At 61.3% G+C, this 15321-nt stretch carries 17 protein-coding genes; 11 read left to right on the top strand and 6 right to left on the bottom strand.

Going from position 1 to position 15321, the window contains the following annotated elements; all coding sequences use genetic code 11:
• The first annotated feature begins 108 nt into the window (after positions 1 to 108).
• The 4 genes from KP701_RS04740 (at position 109) to KP701_RS04725 (ending at position 3037) form a co-directional block, all read left to right on the top strand.
• Complete coding sequence (locus KP701_RS04740; protein ID WP_215746035.1) at positions 109 to 795, top strand: metallophosphoesterase; 687 nt, start codon at positions 109 to 111, stop codon at positions 793 to 795.
• A gap of 10 nt (positions 796 to 805) precedes the next feature.
• Complete coding sequence (locus KP701_RS04735; protein WP_062456796.1) at positions 806 to 1141, top strand: chorismate mutase; 336 nt, start codon at positions 806 to 808, stop codon at positions 1139 to 1141.
• The gene (locus tag KP701_RS04730) at positions 1141 to 1650 is read left to right on the top strand and encodes a histidine phosphatase family protein (RefSeq protein ID WP_215746033.1); all 510 of its coding nucleotides are present in this window, start codon (positions 1141 to 1143) and stop codon (positions 1648 to 1650) included. The genes KP701_RS04735 and KP701_RS04730 overlap by 1 nt, the downstream gene beginning before the upstream one ends.
• A gap of 91 nt (positions 1651 to 1741) precedes the next feature.
• A complete protein-coding gene (locus tag KP701_RS04725) occupies positions 1742 to 3037 on the top strand; it encodes a citrate synthase (protein ID WP_215746031.1) in 1296 nt (431 codons plus the stop codon).
• Positions 3038 to 3053: 16 nt separating this feature from the next.
• Here the strand turns inward: KP701_RS04725 and KP701_RS04720 are convergent, their stop codons facing one another.
• A complete protein-coding gene (locus KP701_RS04720; protein ID WP_215746029.1) occupies positions 3054 to 3290 on the bottom strand; it encodes a hypothetical protein in 237 nt (78 codons plus the stop codon).
• A 207-nt stretch (positions 3291 to 3497) separates the two neighbouring features.
• On the opposite strand from KP701_RS04720, the gene KP701_RS04715 reads away from it, so the two are divergent.
• Together KP701_RS04715 and KP701_RS04710 are read left to right on the top strand one after the other, a co-directional pair.
• Positions 3498 to 4244: an orotate phosphoribosyltransferase gene (locus KP701_RS04715; RefSeq protein WP_153429790.1), complete on the top strand. Its 747-nt coding sequence runs from the start codon at positions 3498 to 3500 to the stop codon at positions 4242 to 4244.
• 62 nt (positions 4245 to 4306) lie between these two features.
• Positions 4307 to 5089, top strand: a complete 783-nt coding sequence (locus KP701_RS04710; RefSeq protein ID WP_252345413.1) for an aspartate/glutamate racemase family protein — start codon at positions 4307 to 4309, stop codon at positions 5087 to 5089.
• Between the two features lie 44 nt (positions 5090 to 5133).
• Here KP701_RS04710 and KP701_RS04705 read toward each other — a convergent pair whose 3' ends face one another.
• Positions 5134 to 6189: a polyprenyl synthetase family protein gene (locus KP701_RS04705; protein WP_062456704.1), complete on the bottom strand. Its 1056-nt coding sequence runs from the start codon at positions 6187 to 6189 to the stop codon at positions 5134 to 5136.
• 150 nt (positions 6190 to 6339) lie between these two features.
• On the opposite strand from KP701_RS04705, the gene KP701_RS04700 reads away from it, so the two are divergent.
• Complete coding sequence (locus tag KP701_RS04700; protein WP_215746026.1) at positions 6340 to 7182, top strand: tRNA1(Val) (adenine(37)-N6)-methyltransferase; 843 nt, start codon at positions 6340 to 6342, stop codon at positions 7180 to 7182.
• An 18-nt stretch (positions 7183 to 7200) separates the two neighbouring features.
• Here the strand turns inward: KP701_RS04700 and KP701_RS04695 are convergent, their stop codons facing one another.
• The gene (locus KP701_RS04695) at positions 7201 to 8220 is read right to left on the bottom strand and encodes a ribonucleotide-diphosphate reductase subunit beta (protein ID WP_215746024.1); all 1020 of its coding nucleotides are present in this window, start codon (positions 8218 to 8220) and stop codon (positions 7201 to 7203) included.
• A 25-nt stretch (positions 8221 to 8245) separates the two neighbouring features.
• Entirely contained in the window at positions 8246 to 10099 is a 1854-nt protein-coding gene (locus KP701_RS04690; protein ID WP_371818895.1) for a ribonucleoside-diphosphate reductase subunit alpha, read from the bottom strand.
• 461 nt (positions 10100 to 10560) lie between these two features.
• On the opposite strand from KP701_RS04690, the gene KP701_RS04685 reads away from it, so the two are divergent.
• Positions 10561 to 10992 (top strand): OsmC family protein, encoded by a 432-nt coding sequence (locus KP701_RS04685; protein WP_215746021.1) that lies wholly within the window; start codon positions 10561 to 10563, stop codon positions 10990 to 10992.
• 24 nt (positions 10993 to 11016) lie between these two features.
• On the opposite strand, the gene aroC is transcribed toward KP701_RS04685, so the two are convergent.
• Positions 11017 to 12099, bottom strand: a complete 1083-nt coding sequence (gene aroC, locus KP701_RS04680) for a chorismate synthase (RefSeq protein WP_215746019.1) — start codon at positions 12097 to 12099, stop codon at positions 11017 to 11019.
• A gap of 1 nt (position 12100) precedes the next feature.
• Positions 12101 to 12952, bottom strand: a complete 852-nt coding sequence (gene fabI / locus KP701_RS04675; RefSeq protein WP_011253503.1) for an enoyl-ACP reductase FabI — start codon at positions 12950 to 12952, stop codon at positions 12101 to 12103.
• A 144-nt stretch (positions 12953 to 13096) separates the two neighbouring features.
• Between fabI and KP701_RS04670 the strand changes: the two genes are divergently transcribed.
• From KP701_RS04670 to KP701_RS04660, 3 genes are all read left to right on the top strand, one after another.
• A complete protein-coding gene (locus tag KP701_RS04670) occupies positions 13097 to 13639 on the top strand; it encodes a hypothetical protein (protein ID WP_252345402.1) in 543 nt (180 codons plus the stop codon).
• Between the two features lie 129 nt (positions 13640 to 13768).
• Entirely contained in the window at positions 13769 to 14371 is a 603-nt protein-coding gene (gene pdxH, locus KP701_RS04665) for a pyridoxamine 5'-phosphate oxidase (protein ID WP_215746017.1), read from the top strand.
• A gap of 48 nt (positions 14372 to 14419) precedes the next feature.
• Positions 14420 to 15304, top strand: a complete 885-nt coding sequence (locus KP701_RS04660; RefSeq protein WP_215746016.1) for a universal stress protein — start codon at positions 14420 to 14422, stop codon at positions 15302 to 15304.
• Positions 15305 to 15321: the final 17 nt, after the last annotated feature.

Genomic DNA, 15321 nt, shown 5'->3' with positions numbered 1-15321 from the left:
AATTTTCTCAAACAGATAAATTGACGTTGGACCGTTCTGGCCCTTTGATAGAAGGAAAACCGGAAAGCACGCGCCATCTTTGTTGATCCACCCCTTCCCGACCCCGTCATGATGCGAATCCGTGAACACGGCATCCGCGTGGTGGGAGACGTGCATGGTGATTTCAACGCTTTCCGCCATGCCACCGCAACCGACCGCTTTGTCATCCAGCTCGGAGACCTCGTTGATCACGGCCCCGACAGCGCCGGCGTGATGGAACTGATGCTCGAACTTCTGGAGCAGCAGCGTGGACTGTTCATTCTCGGCAACCATGACCGCAAGCTTGGCCGCGCCCTCGAAGGCCGGCGCCTGAGGCGCGATCCGCCGCTTGAGGAAACGCTCCGCCAGATTTCGCTGCCGGAATATGAGGGGCTTCCCGAACGCGCCTACAGGGCCATCGATCAGGCACCCACATGGCTGCGGATCGGCCGCTCCCTGTTCGTGCATGGCGGATTTCATACGGCCATGCTCTCGCATTCCCCTGTGCCGGGTCTGGGCGAGATGTCCGCGCCGCTGTCCCGCGCTCTTTTTGGTGAAACCACCGGCCGCATGCAGCCGGATGGCTATCCCGAACGCCGCCTGACCTGGATCAACCGCATCCCCGAAGGGATGACGGTCTATGTCGGCCATGACCGCCGCTCGACCGACGGACGCCCCTGGCGCCGGACGGGTCGTCTGGGTGGTACGGCCGTCTTTACCGATCTCGGTGCCGGAAAAGGTGGCCATCTTGCATGGATCGATCTGAATGAGCCCTAAGCCCTCCAACATGCCTCACACATCCAAGCCGGTTGGCTCCGATCCTGCCCTGGCCGAACTCGAACGCCTGCGCGCAAGCATCGACAACATCGATGCCGCCCTGATCCACATGTTGGCAGAGCGCTTCCGCTGTACGCAGGAAGTGGGGAAGCTCAAGGCCCGCGCCCATCTCCCGCCGGCCGACCCATCCCGGGAGACACGCCAGATCGAACGCCTGCGCCAGCTTGCCCGCGATGCCCATCTGGATCCGGATTTCGCCGAGAAGTTCCTGGCTTTCGTCATCCGGGAGGTCATCCGCCATCACGAAGCCATCGCCGCAGATGCCCGCCGGGCATCGGAAGGCTGATGCGCCGCCTCCTGCTTCTGCGCCACGCCGAGGCCGTCCCCCATGTCCTGACGGAGAAGGGTGACCGCGCCCGTGCGCTTACACCGAAAGGACAGGAGCAGGCCGCCAGCATTGGCAGACAGCTTTCCACGCTGGACCTGCCTTCCCCCATCCGGATCCTGTGCAGCCCAGCCATCCGCACCCGACAGACCGCGCAGGGCGTTCTCGCCACTTCTGACACGGCCGCATCACTCGCAATCGAAGACAGTCTGTATTCCGCAACGGCTGCCGATCTTTACGGCTTCATTCACGCCACGCCGGAAACCGTCGAGAGCCTGCTGATCGTCGGCCATAACCCGACCATCGGCGACTTTGCCTGCGATCTTCTCGGTCCTGCCCTTCAGAGCGCCCGGTTTTCCACGCTCTACCGATCTTATCCCCTAGCTGGCCTGACGGTTCTGGGCGTTCCGGGGCAGTGGTTGGATGTCCGACCGTCCACGATCCAGCCCATTACGCTCCTCCAGCCCTGAAAGAGCGTCCAGAGGGTCTCTCTGGACATAAAAAACCTTTCAGAGATAAAACAAAACAACATTCTTACATTTCAGGCGGGTGATCAGCTGCATGTCCGAAAACCGTTCCGCAACCTTTGGTCTCGATGGCCTCAGCCGTCAGTTTCCACTTCTGGAAGGAACGATCGGTCCGGACGTCGTGGACATGCGCGCCCTGTCCCAGAAAACGGGCGTCTTCTCCTTCGATCCGGGACTTGGCAGCACCGCGACCTGCACCAGCGCCATCAGCTATATTGACGGCGACAAGGGCGTCCTTCTGCATCGTGGCTATCCGATCGAGGATCTGGCCCTCAACGCCAGCTTCACCGAAACGGCCTATCTGCTGCTTTATGGCGAGCTGCCGACAGCCGCGCAGTATCAGGCGTTCCGCACGGACATGAATACACACCGGCTGCTGAACGAGCAGATCCGGAACTTCTTCAACGGTTTCCGCCGCGATGCGCATCCCATGGCGATCCTCTGCGGAACGGTCGGTGCGCTCTCGGCCTTCTATCATGACGGTCTGGACATTTCGGAGCCAAAAGCCCGGGATCTCTCGGCCCGCCGGCTGATCGCCAAGGTCCCGACCATCGCAGCCTGGGCCTATAAATATTCCATCGGCGAACCCTTCATCTATCCCGATGAAGAAATGTCGTTCTCCGAGAACTTCCTGCACATGCTGTTCGCCCGGCCCGGCAACCATTACCGCGTCAATCCCGTTCTGGCCCGCGCGATGGACCGCATCCTGCTGTTGCATGCCGATCACGAGCAGAACGCATCCACGACAACCGTCCGCCTTGTGGGTTCAACCGGCGCAAATCCCTATGCCTGCATTGCCGCCGGCATTGCCGCCCTGTGGGGGCCTGCACATGGGGGGGCCAACGAGGCCGCGCTCGGCATGCTGGAAACCATCGGCACGCGCGAGGGCATCCCGGCCTTTCTCAACGAAGTCAAGAACCGCGATTCCGGCGTGCGCCTGATGGGCTTTGGCCATCGCGTCTACAAGAATTTCGATCCGCGCGCGAAGATCCTTCAGGCGACGTGCCACGAAGTCATCGAGGAGCTTGGCCTCAAACGCGACCCGCTTCTGGATCTGGCGATGGAGCTGGAGCGCGTGGCGACCGAGGACGATTATTTCGTCAGCCGCCGCCTCTATCCGAATGTGGATTTCTATTCCGGACTGATCCTGAAGGCTCTCGGAATTCCCAAGAGCATGTTCACGGTACTGTTCGCAGTCGCGAGGACAGTCGGATGGGTCAGTCAGTGGAAGGAAATGATCGAGGAACCGTCCGTTCGCATCAGCCGCCCGAGGCAGCTTTATATCGGTGCGGCAGAACGGAGTTTCGTCCCCATGAGCGAGAGGCGCTGAAGCGCCTCCGCAAAGTTCAGCAGTCGCAGCCCGGGGTCTGGCCACGGGCCTGACGGACGACGTGATGGTCGATCCATTCGGCCACGAGGCGGCGTGCTTCCTTCACGGAAGATTCGGGATGGTGGATGCGATACAGCGTCGTGCAGGCCGCAAAGGCCTGCATGTCCGGCTGGCCGACTTCACGCAGTTCCTGATAGGCCGTCACAACAGCACGTTCGCATTTCCGGCCGATCCGACGGGTCTCTATGCTCACTTCTGTTCCTGCCGTAAATGAGAATGAATATCGATATCTCTCCCTAGAACTCCGGACGCTCCCATGCAAGCACGAAGATCGATGGGACCGATGACACTGACAGGCGCGCGATAAAGTTCACACAGCCCGGAGGCGGAACATATTGCCCCTACCCTTCCCGACGACAGCCCGGTAAACCACGAGAAAACGACGTCAGCGGAGACAAGCATGACCCAGTTCGCCGAAAGCCCGATGGCGGGCCGCACCCAGTGGGACCGTGACGCGGCCCTCACCACGGCCCGTATCCTGCTTGAGATCAAGGCCATCAACTTCCGTCCGGAAGAGCCCTACACCCTGACGTCCGGCTGGAAGTCCCCGGTCTATATCGACTGCCGCAAGATTATTTTCTTCCCGCGTGCGCGCACCAAGATCATGGAACTGGCCGTCGAGAAAATCGGCCGTCACATCGGCTATGAAAGCATCGATGCCGTCGTGGGTGGCGAGACCGCCGGTATTCCGTTCGCCGCCTGGATCGCGGACCGGATGATGACGCCGATGGCCTACGTCCGCAAAAAGCCCAAGGGCTTCGGCCGCAATGCGCAGATCGAAGGCGATGTGCCTGAAGGCATGCGCACCCTGCTGGTCGAGGATCTGACGACGGATGGTGCGTCCAAGATCCGATTCGCCAATGCCCTGCGTGACGCAGGCGCCATTGTGAACCACACTTTCGTCGTGTTCTTTTATGGCGTGTTCCCCGGCGCTCACAAGACGCTGGCGGACATGGACATCTCGCTGCATTCGCTCTGCACCTGGTGGGACGTTCTGGAAGCCTGTGCCGGTGGCGACTACTTCTCCGAAAAAGACAGCGCTGAAGTCCGCCGCTTCTTGGAAGACCCATGCGGCTGGTCCAGGAAGCATGGCGGCGTGAGCAGCGCGGAAGAGGCGCTGGCTCTCAAGGCCAAAGCCGAAGCCTGATGACCACTGGCGCATCTGTGCCAGCTGGCCGGAGTCTGGTTTTTGACTCCGGCATTGGCGGGATGGGTGTCGTGCAGGCCCTGCGCGACCTCCTCCCCGCCCTGCATATCGATTATCTCGCCGATACGGCCCTGTTCCCGTACGGCGAACAGCCTGACGATCTGCTGACCTCCCGGATTGTCAGCCTTCTGGTCGCAGCCTGCGAGCGTCTTCAGCCCGACGTTCTGGTTATTGCCTGCAACACCGCCAGCACGATTGCCCTGCCTGCCCTGCGGCAGCGCCTGAACATTCCCGTAGTCGGCTGTGTACCACCGATCCGCTGGGCCGGGCGCGTTTCCGAGAGCCGGGTCATCGGTCTGCTGTCGACGTCGGCCACGGCGAGACGCCCTTACATCCTCCAGCTTCATCGCGATTTTGCGCCTGACTGCCGCCTGATCACCCATGGTGCACGCCGGCTGGCGGATCTGGCAGAGCGCGCCTTTCTGGGTGAGGTCATCGCAGATTCAGACGTACAGCACGAACTGACCTGCCTTTTCAGTCAGCCTCATGGCGACGAGATCGACACCGTGGGCTTGGGCTGCACACATTACACATTCCTGATGGATGCTTTCGAGCGCCTGTCTCCCCCTGGCATCACCTGGCTGGACCCCGCCCCCGCAGTCGCACGGCAGGTCCAGACTGTCCTTCAGAAGGCACCCTGCTCCTCAGCACCGTCCCGACCCGGCAGGCTTCTGATGACCTGCGCACCACAGGACGCCGCAAGGTTGAAAGCTGCAGCGCAAAGACTCGGTTTTTCGCAATGGGATGTGTTTGCGGCTCTCGCACCTAGCATGGTGGAAGCCTGAAAAAAACGCCCTGTCCACTCAGGAACAGGGCATTTCAGAGCGCCTCAGCGTGCGCGATCGACGGTATACTGGACCGTCTCCGTCATAAGACGACGCAGTTCACTGTCCGGGAAAATCGACAGCGCATCGACAGCCTCGGCAGCATAGGCCTGCGCGCGAGCGATCGTCGTTGCGATGGCACCGGTCTTCTCGATCAGGGCCAGGGCATGCGGCAGATCGGCTTCCGTCTGCTCACCCTTTTCAATGACCCGCTCCCAGAAAGCGCGATCTTCGGGAGAGCCGGCTTCGTAGGCAGCCAGAACGGGCAGCGTGATCTTGCCCTCGCGCATGTCATCGCCGACCGTCTTGCCCAGAACCTGCTGGTCGGCCGCATAATCCAGCGCATCATCGACCAGCTGGAACGCCATGCCCAGATTGGTCCCGAAACGGTCCAGTGCGAGCTCTTCCGCTTCCGGCCGATCCGCGACAACCGCGCCAACACGGCAGGCCGCAGCGAACAGGGCCGCCGTCTTGCCATGGATGACTTCAAGATAGCGATCAACCGGCGTGGACAGGTCGTTCTGCGTGACCATCTGCAGAACTTCACCTTCGGCAATGGTTGCCGAAGCATCGGACAGGATCGCCATGACCTTAAGCGACCCGTCCGCCGTCATCAGCTGGAACGACCTCGCAAACAGGAAGTCGCCCACCAGAACGGAGGCCTTGTTGCCGAATACGGCGTTGGCCGAGGCCAGCCCCCGACGGAGGTTGCTCTCATCGACCACGTCATCGTGAAGCAGTGTGGCGGTATGGATGAACTCCACGCAGGCGGCGAGGCCGACATGACGCTGGTTTTCAGGAGTCGACTGGTAGCCGCACAGACGGGAGGAGGCGAGTGTCAGCAGGGGTCGCAGACGCTTGCCGCCAGCTGCGACAAGATGGGCGCCAAGCTGCGGAATGAGCGGGACCGGGCTCTCCATCCGCGCGATGATGGCACGGTTGCAGGCCTGCATGTCCTGTTCCAGGTAGGCGGACAGAGCGGAAAGGGCGCTCTCGCCCCCTGCATCCCTGACCACAGCTTTCTCAACGGTCGCAGAAACGTCCGGTGCGGCAGAATCCAAGGGTGATTACTCCAGTTCCCGCAACGGACCCGGAGACTGGCCCAGGACCGCACGGGCACGATATGATGTGGCGTAGCCCCGTTCTTTCTCTCCTGTCGCAGGAAGAACGAACGGACCATGTAACGCCGGACGACAGGTTGGGAAGATCATATGAGCGGCAGCAGGAAGACGGTCAACCCATTGCCCCCGCCGCAGTCCTTTATCGGGAACCTGTCTGTCCCTCCTGCCCCCGCCCGGGAAGCGGGTTTCCTGATGGGCGGGCGGGTGCGTTACGACCAGTTCGCCAAAGGCTACAGGACCGGCCTTGAGCCTGTCCTCATGGCGGCCTCGATCCCCGCAAGACCTGGCGAAACGGTCCTGGAAGGCGGCTGCGGCGCAGGAGCTGCCCTGCTCTGCCTCTCGGCCCGTATCCCAGATGTGCATGGAGTCGGGCTGGAGTCCGATCCTGAGACACAGGCCCTGGCCGAACAGAATATCCGCAACAACCTGCTTTCGGGCGGCATCCCTAAACTCCGGATCCTTCAGGCCCATCTGCCGGCTATCCCCCAGAGCCTCCGTGCTCTCACACCCACTGCGAATGGCCGCTTCCATCACGTCATGGCCAATCCGCCGTGGCACAGCCCTTCAGGGACACCGTCGCCCGACAGCCGACGCCGTCTGGCCCTGAGCGCGGAGACAACTGCACCAGAAGAGTGGATCCGCGCCCTGACGAAATGGGTCCTGCCGGGCGGGACACTGACCTTTGTCCTGTCCACCGCCGTTGCGGACCGGGCCTGTCAGACCCTGCTGGAAAATGGATGTGGTTCGATCCAGTTCTATCCCTTCTGGCCTAAGGCGGGACGTGAAGCGAAGCTGGTTCTGGTCCGCGCGGTGCATGGAGGCCGTGGCATTTTCCGACTGCGAGCCGGGCTGATCCTCCACGAAGCAGACGGCCGCTTTACACCTGCGGCCGAGCGCGTCCTGCGCGACGGGGAAGCCCTGCCCGAGGATTAGGCTTCCCCCTATCGGGTCTTAGCTGAAGACGTTGCCTTCGAACGCTTCTTCCCAGGTCCCGGACGTGGACGCACGAGAGTATTCGGTCGAACGGTTCTCGAAGAAGTTGGCATGTTCGACAGCATTGAGCATGTCGTCGATCCACGGCAGCGGATTATTTTCCTGCCCATAGACCGGATCAAGACCAAGCTGCGTCAGGCGACGATCGGCAATGAAGCGAATGTAACGTTTCACGTCCTCGGAGGACATGCCCTCGACCGGCCCCATTTCGAAGCACAGATCGATGAACGCATCTTCATGTTCAACCGTGGTCTGGCAGATCTGCGTCAGTTCCTCACGGAAATCAGGCGTCCAGATTTCGCTGTTTTCGCGAACGAAAGTCCGGAACAGGCGGATCATGGACAGGCAGTGCAGCGTCTCGTCACGCACCGACCAGGACACGATCTGCCCCATGCCCTTGAGCTTGTTGAAGCGCGGGAAGTTCAGCAGGATCGCGAAAGATGCGAAAAGCTGAAGCCCTTCCATGAACGCCCCGAAGGCTGCCATCGTCTTGGCGATTTCACGCTTGTTGTCGATGTTGAACGACTGCATGAAATCGTATTTGTCCTTCATCTCCTTGTACTTCAGGAAGGCCGAATACTCGGTCTCGGGCATCCCGATGGTATCAAGAAGATGGGAATACGCGGCGATGTGGATCGTCTCGATGTTCGAGAACGCCGACAGCATCATCAGCACTTCGGTCGGTTTGAAGACCTGGCTGTAATACTTCATATACGCGGAGTTCACTTCCACGTCCGACTGCGTGAAGAAGCGGAAGATCTGCGTCACGAGATGACGCTCGGCTTCCGTCAGCGTCCGGTGCCAGTCCTTCACGTCATCAGCCAGCGGCACTTCCTCCGGCAGCCAGTGGACGCGCTGCTGGGTCAGCCAGGCATCATAGGCCCAGGGATACCGGAAGGGCTTGTAGACCGGGTTGGCAGTCATCAGGTCGAAATGCTGCTCGCCCTGAGAACCGGTTGTCGGGGTCGTGTCGCTCATGATTGCGTCCTTTCGCATCCCGCCATTACTGGCAGGACAGGCACTCTTCGTAATCGCCGCTGCTCATCTCGCCGCGCGGAGCGGCCTGAGCCGTGGCTTCGTATTTTTCGTCTTCCAGAATGTCGCTCTTCACCGCGAGGTTGGACACGGCATCCGCGCGCTGCACGGACAGGGAGCGGCAGTAGTACAGGGACTTCAGGCCCTTCTTCCACGCCTGGAAATGGATCTGGTGCAGGTCCCGCTTGTGGACGTCGGCTGGCAGGAACAGGTTCACCGACTGCGCCTGGCAGATGAACGGCGCACGATCGGCAGCATGTTCCACAACCCAGCGCTGGTCGAGTTCGAACGCCGTCTTGAAGACGTCCTTCTCGTCCTGCGTCAGGAAGTCGAGGTTCTGCACGGAGCCCTTGTTCAGCGTGATCGCCGACCAGACTTCGTCCGTATCATGACCGCGCTCTTCCAGAATTTTCTTCAGATGGCGGTTGCGCACCGAGAAGGAACCCGAAAGCGTCTTCTGCAGGAACACATTCGCGCTGATCGGCTCGATGCCGGGGCTGGCATTGCCCGTGATGATGGAAATCGAAGCCGTCGGTGCAATGGCGAGCTTGTGTGAGAAGCGCTCCATGAAGCCATACTCGGCAGCATCGGGGCACGGACCCCGCACTTCCGCCAGATGCTTCGACGCGGCATCGGCCTGCTTGCGGATGTGTTCGAAAATCTTCCGGTTCCAGACCTTCGCCATCACGGACTCGAACGGAATCATCCGGGCCTGAAGGAAGGAATGGAACCCCATCACGCCCAGGCCAACCGAACGCTCACGCGCGGCGGCATACTTCGCACGCGCCATGTCGTCGGGTGCACGGTCGATGAAGTCCTGCAGCACGTTGTCAAGGAACAGCATGACGTCCTCGATGAACTGCGGATCATCCTTCCACTCGTCCCAGGTCTCAAGATTGAGCGAGGACAGGCAGCAGACGGCCGTGCGGTTCTTGCCGTGATGATCGATTCCGGTCGGCAGCGTGATTTCGGCGCAGAGATTGGACGTCTTTACTTCCAGCCCGGCCAGCTTGTGATGCTCCGGACGGGCGCGGTTCACATGGTCGGAATAGATGATGTAGGGCTCGCCCTGCTCCATCCGCGCCGTCAGGATCCGGATCCACAGACCACGCGCCGAAACCTTGCGGATCGTGCTGTGATCCTTCGGGGACAGCAGCGCCCATTCCTCGTCATTCTCAACCGCACGCATGAAAGCGTCCGTCACGAGCACGCCGTGATGCAGATTCAGGGCCTTGCGGTTCGGATCACCACCCGTCGGGCGACGCATCTCGACGAATTCTTCCACTTCCGGATGCCAGACCGGCAGATACACCGCCGCCGAACCACGACGGAGCGAACCCTGCGAGATGGCCAGCGTCAGGCTGTCCATGACGCGGATGAACGGGATGACGCCGGACGTCTTGCCATTGCGGCCGATATTCTCGCCGATGGAGCGCAGATTGCCCCAGTAAGAGCCAATGCCGCCACCCTTGGAGGCCAGCCAGACATTCTCGTTCCACAGCCCCACGATTCCCGAGAGGCTGTCCTCAGCCTCGTTCAGGAAGCAGGAGATCGGCAGACCGCGCTCGGTACCGCCATTGGACAGCACAGGCGTCGCGGGCATGAACCAGTGCCGGGAAATGTAGTCATAGATCCGCTGCGCATGGCCAGCATCCGCGCCGTAATAGGAGGCCACACGCGCAAAAAGCGCCTGATAGTCCTCACCCGGCAGCAGGTAGCGGTTGTTCAGAGTCGCCTTGCCAAAATCCGTCAACAGGGAGTCGCGCGAACGATCCACCCGCACGGCATGATGGCCCGGAAGCTGCACGACATCGTCAAACATGTCCGCGGAATCGGCATCACCCGGAAGCGGTGCTTCACCGATGGGATGGTCGAGCGGCGGACGCACGTCATGCGCGCGATCAGCCTTTTCGGACACGTCCATCGTCACGTCATGAAGGGTCATCGCTCTCTCCGCCGGGCATCTATTTTTGAACTCTTGAGCACTCATTTCCATCACTCCGAACCCGACCGCAAGCACGAAGTTCGCTTGCAAAATCGGAAGAGCTGTGAATTGAACCTATCCCATATCTAGGGCACGGAATGGTTAATGTCCCTATATATAGTGCTGATCGCAGAAAACTGCCGCTACCTCACTGTTATCCCCAGACTTCTCCTCTCCCCTCACGCCCAGGTGTGTGCCCCGGGTCACAGGATGGAGAAATTTCGTGATCGCCAGTCCGGGCAACGATCCATAACGGACCACGTTTGAGAGAGGACCCTAACATTCCGGAGCATTGACCCATGACCATCAAGAAGACAGCCTCAGCCCACTGGACCGGCGGTCTCAAGGACGGCAAAGGCACGATTTCCACGCAGAGCGGCGCCCTGCAGAATCAGCCCTACGGCTTCAATACGCGTTTCGAAGACAAGCCCGGCACGAATCCCGAAGAGCTGCTCGGCGCGGCCCATGCCGGCTGTTTCACCATGGCGCTGTCCATGATGCTCGAGCAGGCTGGCTTCAAGGCCGACTCCCTGGAAACGAAAGCCACGGTGTCTCTGGACAAATCCGGCGAAGGCTTCGCCATCACCCAGTCTCACCTGACCCTGCGTGGCAAGGTTCCCGGTGCATCGGAATCGCAGTTTCTGGAAATTGCCAACAAGGCCAAGGAAGGCTGCCCGTTGTCACAGGTCATCAAAGCCAAGATCACCCTTGATGCCACATTCGAAAGCTGAGGCGTCTGTACCGAAGGCTGGGGCCTAACGCCCCCAGCCACACTGCGCATGATCGCGCAGCAGATGGTCGGCCAGCACACAGGCCATCATTGCTTCAGCAACCGGCACGGCCCGGATGCCGATACAGGGATCATGCCGCCCCTTCGTCATCACTTCGACAGACTCGCCGTCGCGCGTAATGCTCGGAACAGGCGTGAGGATCGAGCTGGTCGGCTTGATCGCAAAACGGGCCACAATGGGCTGTCCCGTCGAGATCCCGCCCAGAATGCCGCCGGCATGGTTGGATGCGAACTGCGGTCCCGGCGCAATCGGATCGGCATTCTGTTCACCGCGCAAAGCAGCCACAGCAAAGCCGTCCCCGATTTCGACGCCCTTCACGCCATTGATACCCATCATGGCACCGGCGAGATCAGCATCGAGCTTGCCATAGACCGGCGCACCGAGTCCCGCAGGCAGGCCTTCCGCCACGACTTCGACAGTCGCCCCGATCGACGATCCATCCTTGCGAATGGAGTCGAGCAGCGCCTCCCACGGCCCCACGGAGTCCGCATCCGGGCACCACAGCGGATTACGCTCGACCTCGTCCCAGTCCCAGCGGGACGGATCGATGGTCTGACCACCGATTCCCGTCAGGGCGGCACGGATTTTCACGCCCTCACCCACCAGCGTTCTGAGCAGCACACGCGCCACGGCACCCGCCGCAACCCGCATGGCCGTCTCGCGTGCCGAAGACCGTCCGCCCCCGCGATAGTCGCGGATGCCGTATTTCATGTCGTAGGCGATATCGGCATGACCGGGGCGATAGCGGGTTGCGATATCGCCGTAATCCTTCGACCGCTGATCAGTATTCTCGATCATCAGCGAAATGGGCGTGCCGGTCGTCTGGCCTTCAAACACGCCTGAGAGGATCCGGACCTGATCCGGCTCCCGACGCTGCGTGGTAAAGCGGGACTGCCCCGGACGACGACGGTCGAGCCAGGGCTGGATGTCCTCTTCGGACAGCTTCAGGCGGGGCGGACAGCCATCGATGACGCAGCCAATGGCCGGTCCGTGACTCTCACCCCAGGTGGTGACGCGAAAGAGCTTCCCGAAGCTGTTGTCCGACATGTCAGTTCCCGGAACCGACCGCTGCGATATCCGGAGCATCCGGGTTCTTCATGCCGACCGTGTGGTAGCCACAATCCACATGATGGATCTCGCCCGTCACACCGCTGGACAGGTCGGAGAGCAGGTACATGCCCGAACCGCCGACATCCTTGAGGGTCACGTTGCGCTCCATCGGAGCATTGAGCTGGTTCCAGCGCAGGATGTAGCGGAAATCGCTGATCCCGTTGGCGGCCAGCGTCATGATCGGGCCCGCGGAGATCCCGTTCACGCGAATGTCGTCACGGCCCAGATCGGCAGCCATATAGCGCACGGAGGCTTCCAGAGCCGCCTTGGCCACGCCCATTACATTATAATGCGGCATGACGCGCTCGGCACCGAGATAGGTCATGCTCAGGAACGACCCACCCGGATTCATCATTGCGGACGCACGGCGTGCGACGGCCACGAAGGAATAGCAGGAGATGTCCATGGCCTGCAGGAACGCATCACGCGGCGTGTCGATATAGCGGCCGCGAAGATACTGCTTGTCGGCGAAAGCGATGGCATGGAGCACGAAGTCGATCTTGCCCCAGCTCTTTTCGATCTCGTCGAACGTCGCGTTGATGGCGTCGTCATTGCTCACATCGCACGGCAGGACCAGCGAGGAACCCACGCTCTCAGCCAGCGGACGGACGCGCTTGCCCAGCGCCTCGCCCTGATAGGTGAAAGCAAGTTCCGCACCCTGTGCGGCACAGGCGCTGGCAATGGCCCAGGCAATGGAGTGCTTGTTGGCAACACCCATGATCACACCGCGCTTGCCCTTCATGAGCGTGCCGGTCACTGGAGCCGGGATGTTGTCTTCCGTTTCAGACATGGTGATTTCCTGAATCGCGTTGGCGTATTGAGGGCCGTGGTTGCACAAGCGCCCGTTACAGACAAGACTTTGCGACGATTGCGCCGTTTTTTGCCCCCTGACAGGGCATTAAGGCATCACTCCGCCGCTGAGGATTTTCTGCCCATGCGTTCGAAATCCGCCTGCGCCACCAGGGAAGCGTTCGATTTTTCCGAACGACACTCCATTCTGATCCGCGCCAGACCCGCCACCGTCCTGAACGGCGTGCGGCACTATCGCCTGGGGGACGATGCGCTCCTCCGCCCCGCTCTTTACCTGCGTGGACTGCCTGCCCGCCTGCTGCGCGCGCCCTCTCCGCCGCCTCTGGAGCTTCAGGACTTCACGCTCCTTTCCCAGACCAATCGCAGTCTGATCTACGGGCTGAAAGGCGCTTTCTGGCAGACGAATTACGGCCTGCGCCGTTTTGACACATCCATGGAATTTCTCGGCGACAGGGATGCTTCTGTTGCAACCCTGATCCTGTCTTTTATGACAGGGCCAGCCACGCGGGGACGGACGCGTCTTGTTACGCAGACACATATTCTGTGCCCCACTTCCCATGTCCGGCGGTGCTTCCTGCCCTACTGGCTCGTGATCCGCCCCGTCAGTGGGCTGCTGCGACGACGCATGCTGTCCCAGATCAAGGCGCGATGTGAGCGGAGCACCTAAACTGTTTCCATAGCGGGCCGGATGGCTGGAACGTGCCATCCGCGTTATGATCTTCACACTGGCGAGCCGGTCTGCGTCGCTCCTGCCGCGTCATGCCTGTTCCGCCAATCCAGTTACAAGGAGACTCCCATGTCCGACATCCCCCTGATTGACCTGAAGGCCGATCCCTTCGCCCTGTTTGCGGCCTGGATGTCGGATGCCGAGAAATCCGAGCCCAACGATCCCAACGCCATGGCCGTGGCAACCGCGACGCCTGACGGACGGCCATCCGTCCGGATGCTCCTGCTCAAGGGTGTGGATGAGCGTGGCTTCGTTTTCTATACCAATCTGGAAAGCCGCAAGGGACGCGAACTGCTGTCCAACCCGCATGTCGCCCTGCTGTTCCACTGGAAATCCCTCCGCCGCCAGATCCGGATCGAAGGCCCGGTCGAAGCCGTCAGCACCACCGAGGCTGATGCGTATTTCGCAAGCCGCTCGCGCATGTCCCGCCTTGGCGCCATCGCGTCCGACCAGTCGCGCCCGCTGGATGACCGCAGCACCTTCGAGGAACGCCTGAAGGCCGTGGATAGGAAATACGGCGACGGTCCGATCCCCCGTCCCGCCAACTGGTCGGGCTTCCGCGTTCTGCCCGAAGCCATCGAATTCTGGCAGGATCGCCCCTACCGCCTGCATGACAGAGCCGTGTGGACCCGTGACGGAAACGGATGGAACGTCACGCGACTTTATCCGTAAATACATCATAACGACGTTCTGCAGATTTTGGCCGGGGAGCCCTGACCCATGCTTATCGACATCAAGAATATCCTTCTCCCCCTGAACGGCTCCGGTGACCTCGAAGCCGTTATGTCGGTCGCGCTGGATTTCGCGCGCCGTTTCGATGCCCATCTGTCCGCTGTCGTGGTCGGCTCGGACCCGTCCGAAGTCGCGACGCTGGCTGGCGAAGGCATCTCGGCCGGCATGGTCAATGAAATGATCGACACGGCCACGACCGAGGCCCAGCGCCGCGCGATCTCAATCCGCAAGGCCTTCGATGCCTTCATCCACGAGCATGGCATCCGCCGCGTCGAGCCCTCGAAAATCGGCTCGTCCGCGGGCGATGGCGTCAGTGCCAGCCTTGATGTCCTCAACGGGACAGAGCACGATTCCCTGACGTGGCGTTCGCGCCTTGCCGACATGACGCTGGTCCCGAACCTCGCCAAGGACGGTGATCCCCGCGCCTCCGAAACGCTGCATGCCATCCTGTTCGACAGCGGACGCCCGCTCGTGATTGCCCCGCCAGCCCCGCCGAAGACGGTCGGCAAGCGCATCGCCATCGCCTGGAACGGCACACCCGAAGCCTCGCTGGCCCTGCGCTGCATCCTGCCCTGGGCTCACAAGGCCGAAGGCGTGCAGGTCCTGACCTGTCAGGATTACCAGCGTCGCGGACCGGGCGCGGATGAAGTCGTGACCTATCTGCGGATGCACGGCATTTCTGCCACGTCCCGCGAGTTCGAGGCCGTCAACCGTGACATCGGCGCGGGGCTCCTGAAGGCGGCCACGGAGTTCAATGCCGACATGCTCGGCATGGGCGCCTATTCCCACTCCCGTCTGCGCCAGATGATTCTGGGCGGTGTCACCCGCCACATTCTGGAACAGGCGCAGCTCACCGTTCTCATGAGCCGCTGAAACGCCTTGTTCACACC

Origin of the sequence: Gluconobacter sp. P1C6_b (assembly GCF_018811945.1) — a bacterium.
In the GTDB taxonomy this organism is placed as follows: Bacteria; Pseudomonadota; Alphaproteobacteria; order Acetobacterales; family Acetobacteraceae; genus Gluconobacter.
This window is presented reverse-complemented; position numbering and strand designations above follow the sequence as displayed.

Bases quoted from the DNA above. Each gene is read 5' to 3' on its own strand.
- KP701_RS04700 (WP_215746026.1), top strand. From the start codon at position 6,340: ATGAGCGGCAGCAGGAAGACGGTCAACCCATTGCCCCCGCCGCAGTCC.
- KP701_RS04730 (WP_215746033.1), top strand. From the start codon at position 1,141: ATGCGCCGCCTCCTGCTTCTGCGCCACGCCGAGGCCGTCCCCCATGTC.
- KP701_RS04735 (WP_062456796.1), top strand. From the start codon at position 806: ATGCCTCACACATCCAAGCCGGTTGGCTCCGATCCTGCCCTGGCCGAA.
- KP701_RS04660 (WP_215746016.1), top strand. From the start codon at position 14,420: ATGCTTATCGACATCAAGAATATCCTTCTCCCCCTGAACGGCTCCGGT.
- KP701_RS04685 (WP_215746021.1), top strand. From the start codon at position 10,561: ATGACCATCAAGAAGACAGCCTCAGCCCACTGGACCGGCGGTCTCAAG.
- KP701_RS04695 (WP_215746024.1), bottom strand. From the start codon at position 8,220: ATGAGCGACACGACCCCGACAACCGGTTCTCAGGGCGAGCAGCATTTC.
- KP701_RS04710 (WP_252345413.1), top strand. From the start codon at position 4,307: ATGGGTGTCGTGCAGGCCCTGCGCGACCTCCTCCCCGCCCTGCATATC.
- KP701_RS04740 (WP_215746035.1), top strand. From the start codon at position 109: ATGATGCGAATCCGTGAACACGGCATCCGCGTGGTGGGAGACGTGCAT.
- aroC (WP_215746019.1), bottom strand. From the start codon at position 12,099: ATGTCGGACAACAGCTTCGGGAAGCTCTTTCGCGTCACCACCTGGGGT.
- KP701_RS04670 (WP_252345402.1), top strand. From the start codon at position 13,097: ATGCGTTCGAAATCCGCCTGCGCCACCAGGGAAGCGTTCGATTTTTCC.
- KP701_RS04725 (WP_215746031.1), top strand. From the start codon at position 1,742: ATGTCCGAAAACCGTTCCGCAACCTTTGGTCTCGATGGCCTCAGCCGT.
- fabI (WP_011253503.1), bottom strand. From the start codon at position 12,952: ATGTCTGAAACGGAAGACAACATCCCGGCTCCAGTGACCGGCACGCTC.
- pdxH (WP_215746017.1), top strand. From the start codon at position 13,769: ATGTCCGACATCCCCCTGATTGACCTGAAGGCCGATCCCTTCGCCCTG.
- KP701_RS04690 (WP_371818895.1), bottom strand. From the start codon at position 10,099: ATGTTTGACGATGTCGTGCAGCTTCCGGGCCATCATGCCGTGCGGGTG.
- KP701_RS04715 (WP_153429790.1), top strand. From the start codon at position 3,498: ATGACCCAGTTCGCCGAAAGCCCGATGGCGGGCCGCACCCAGTGGGAC.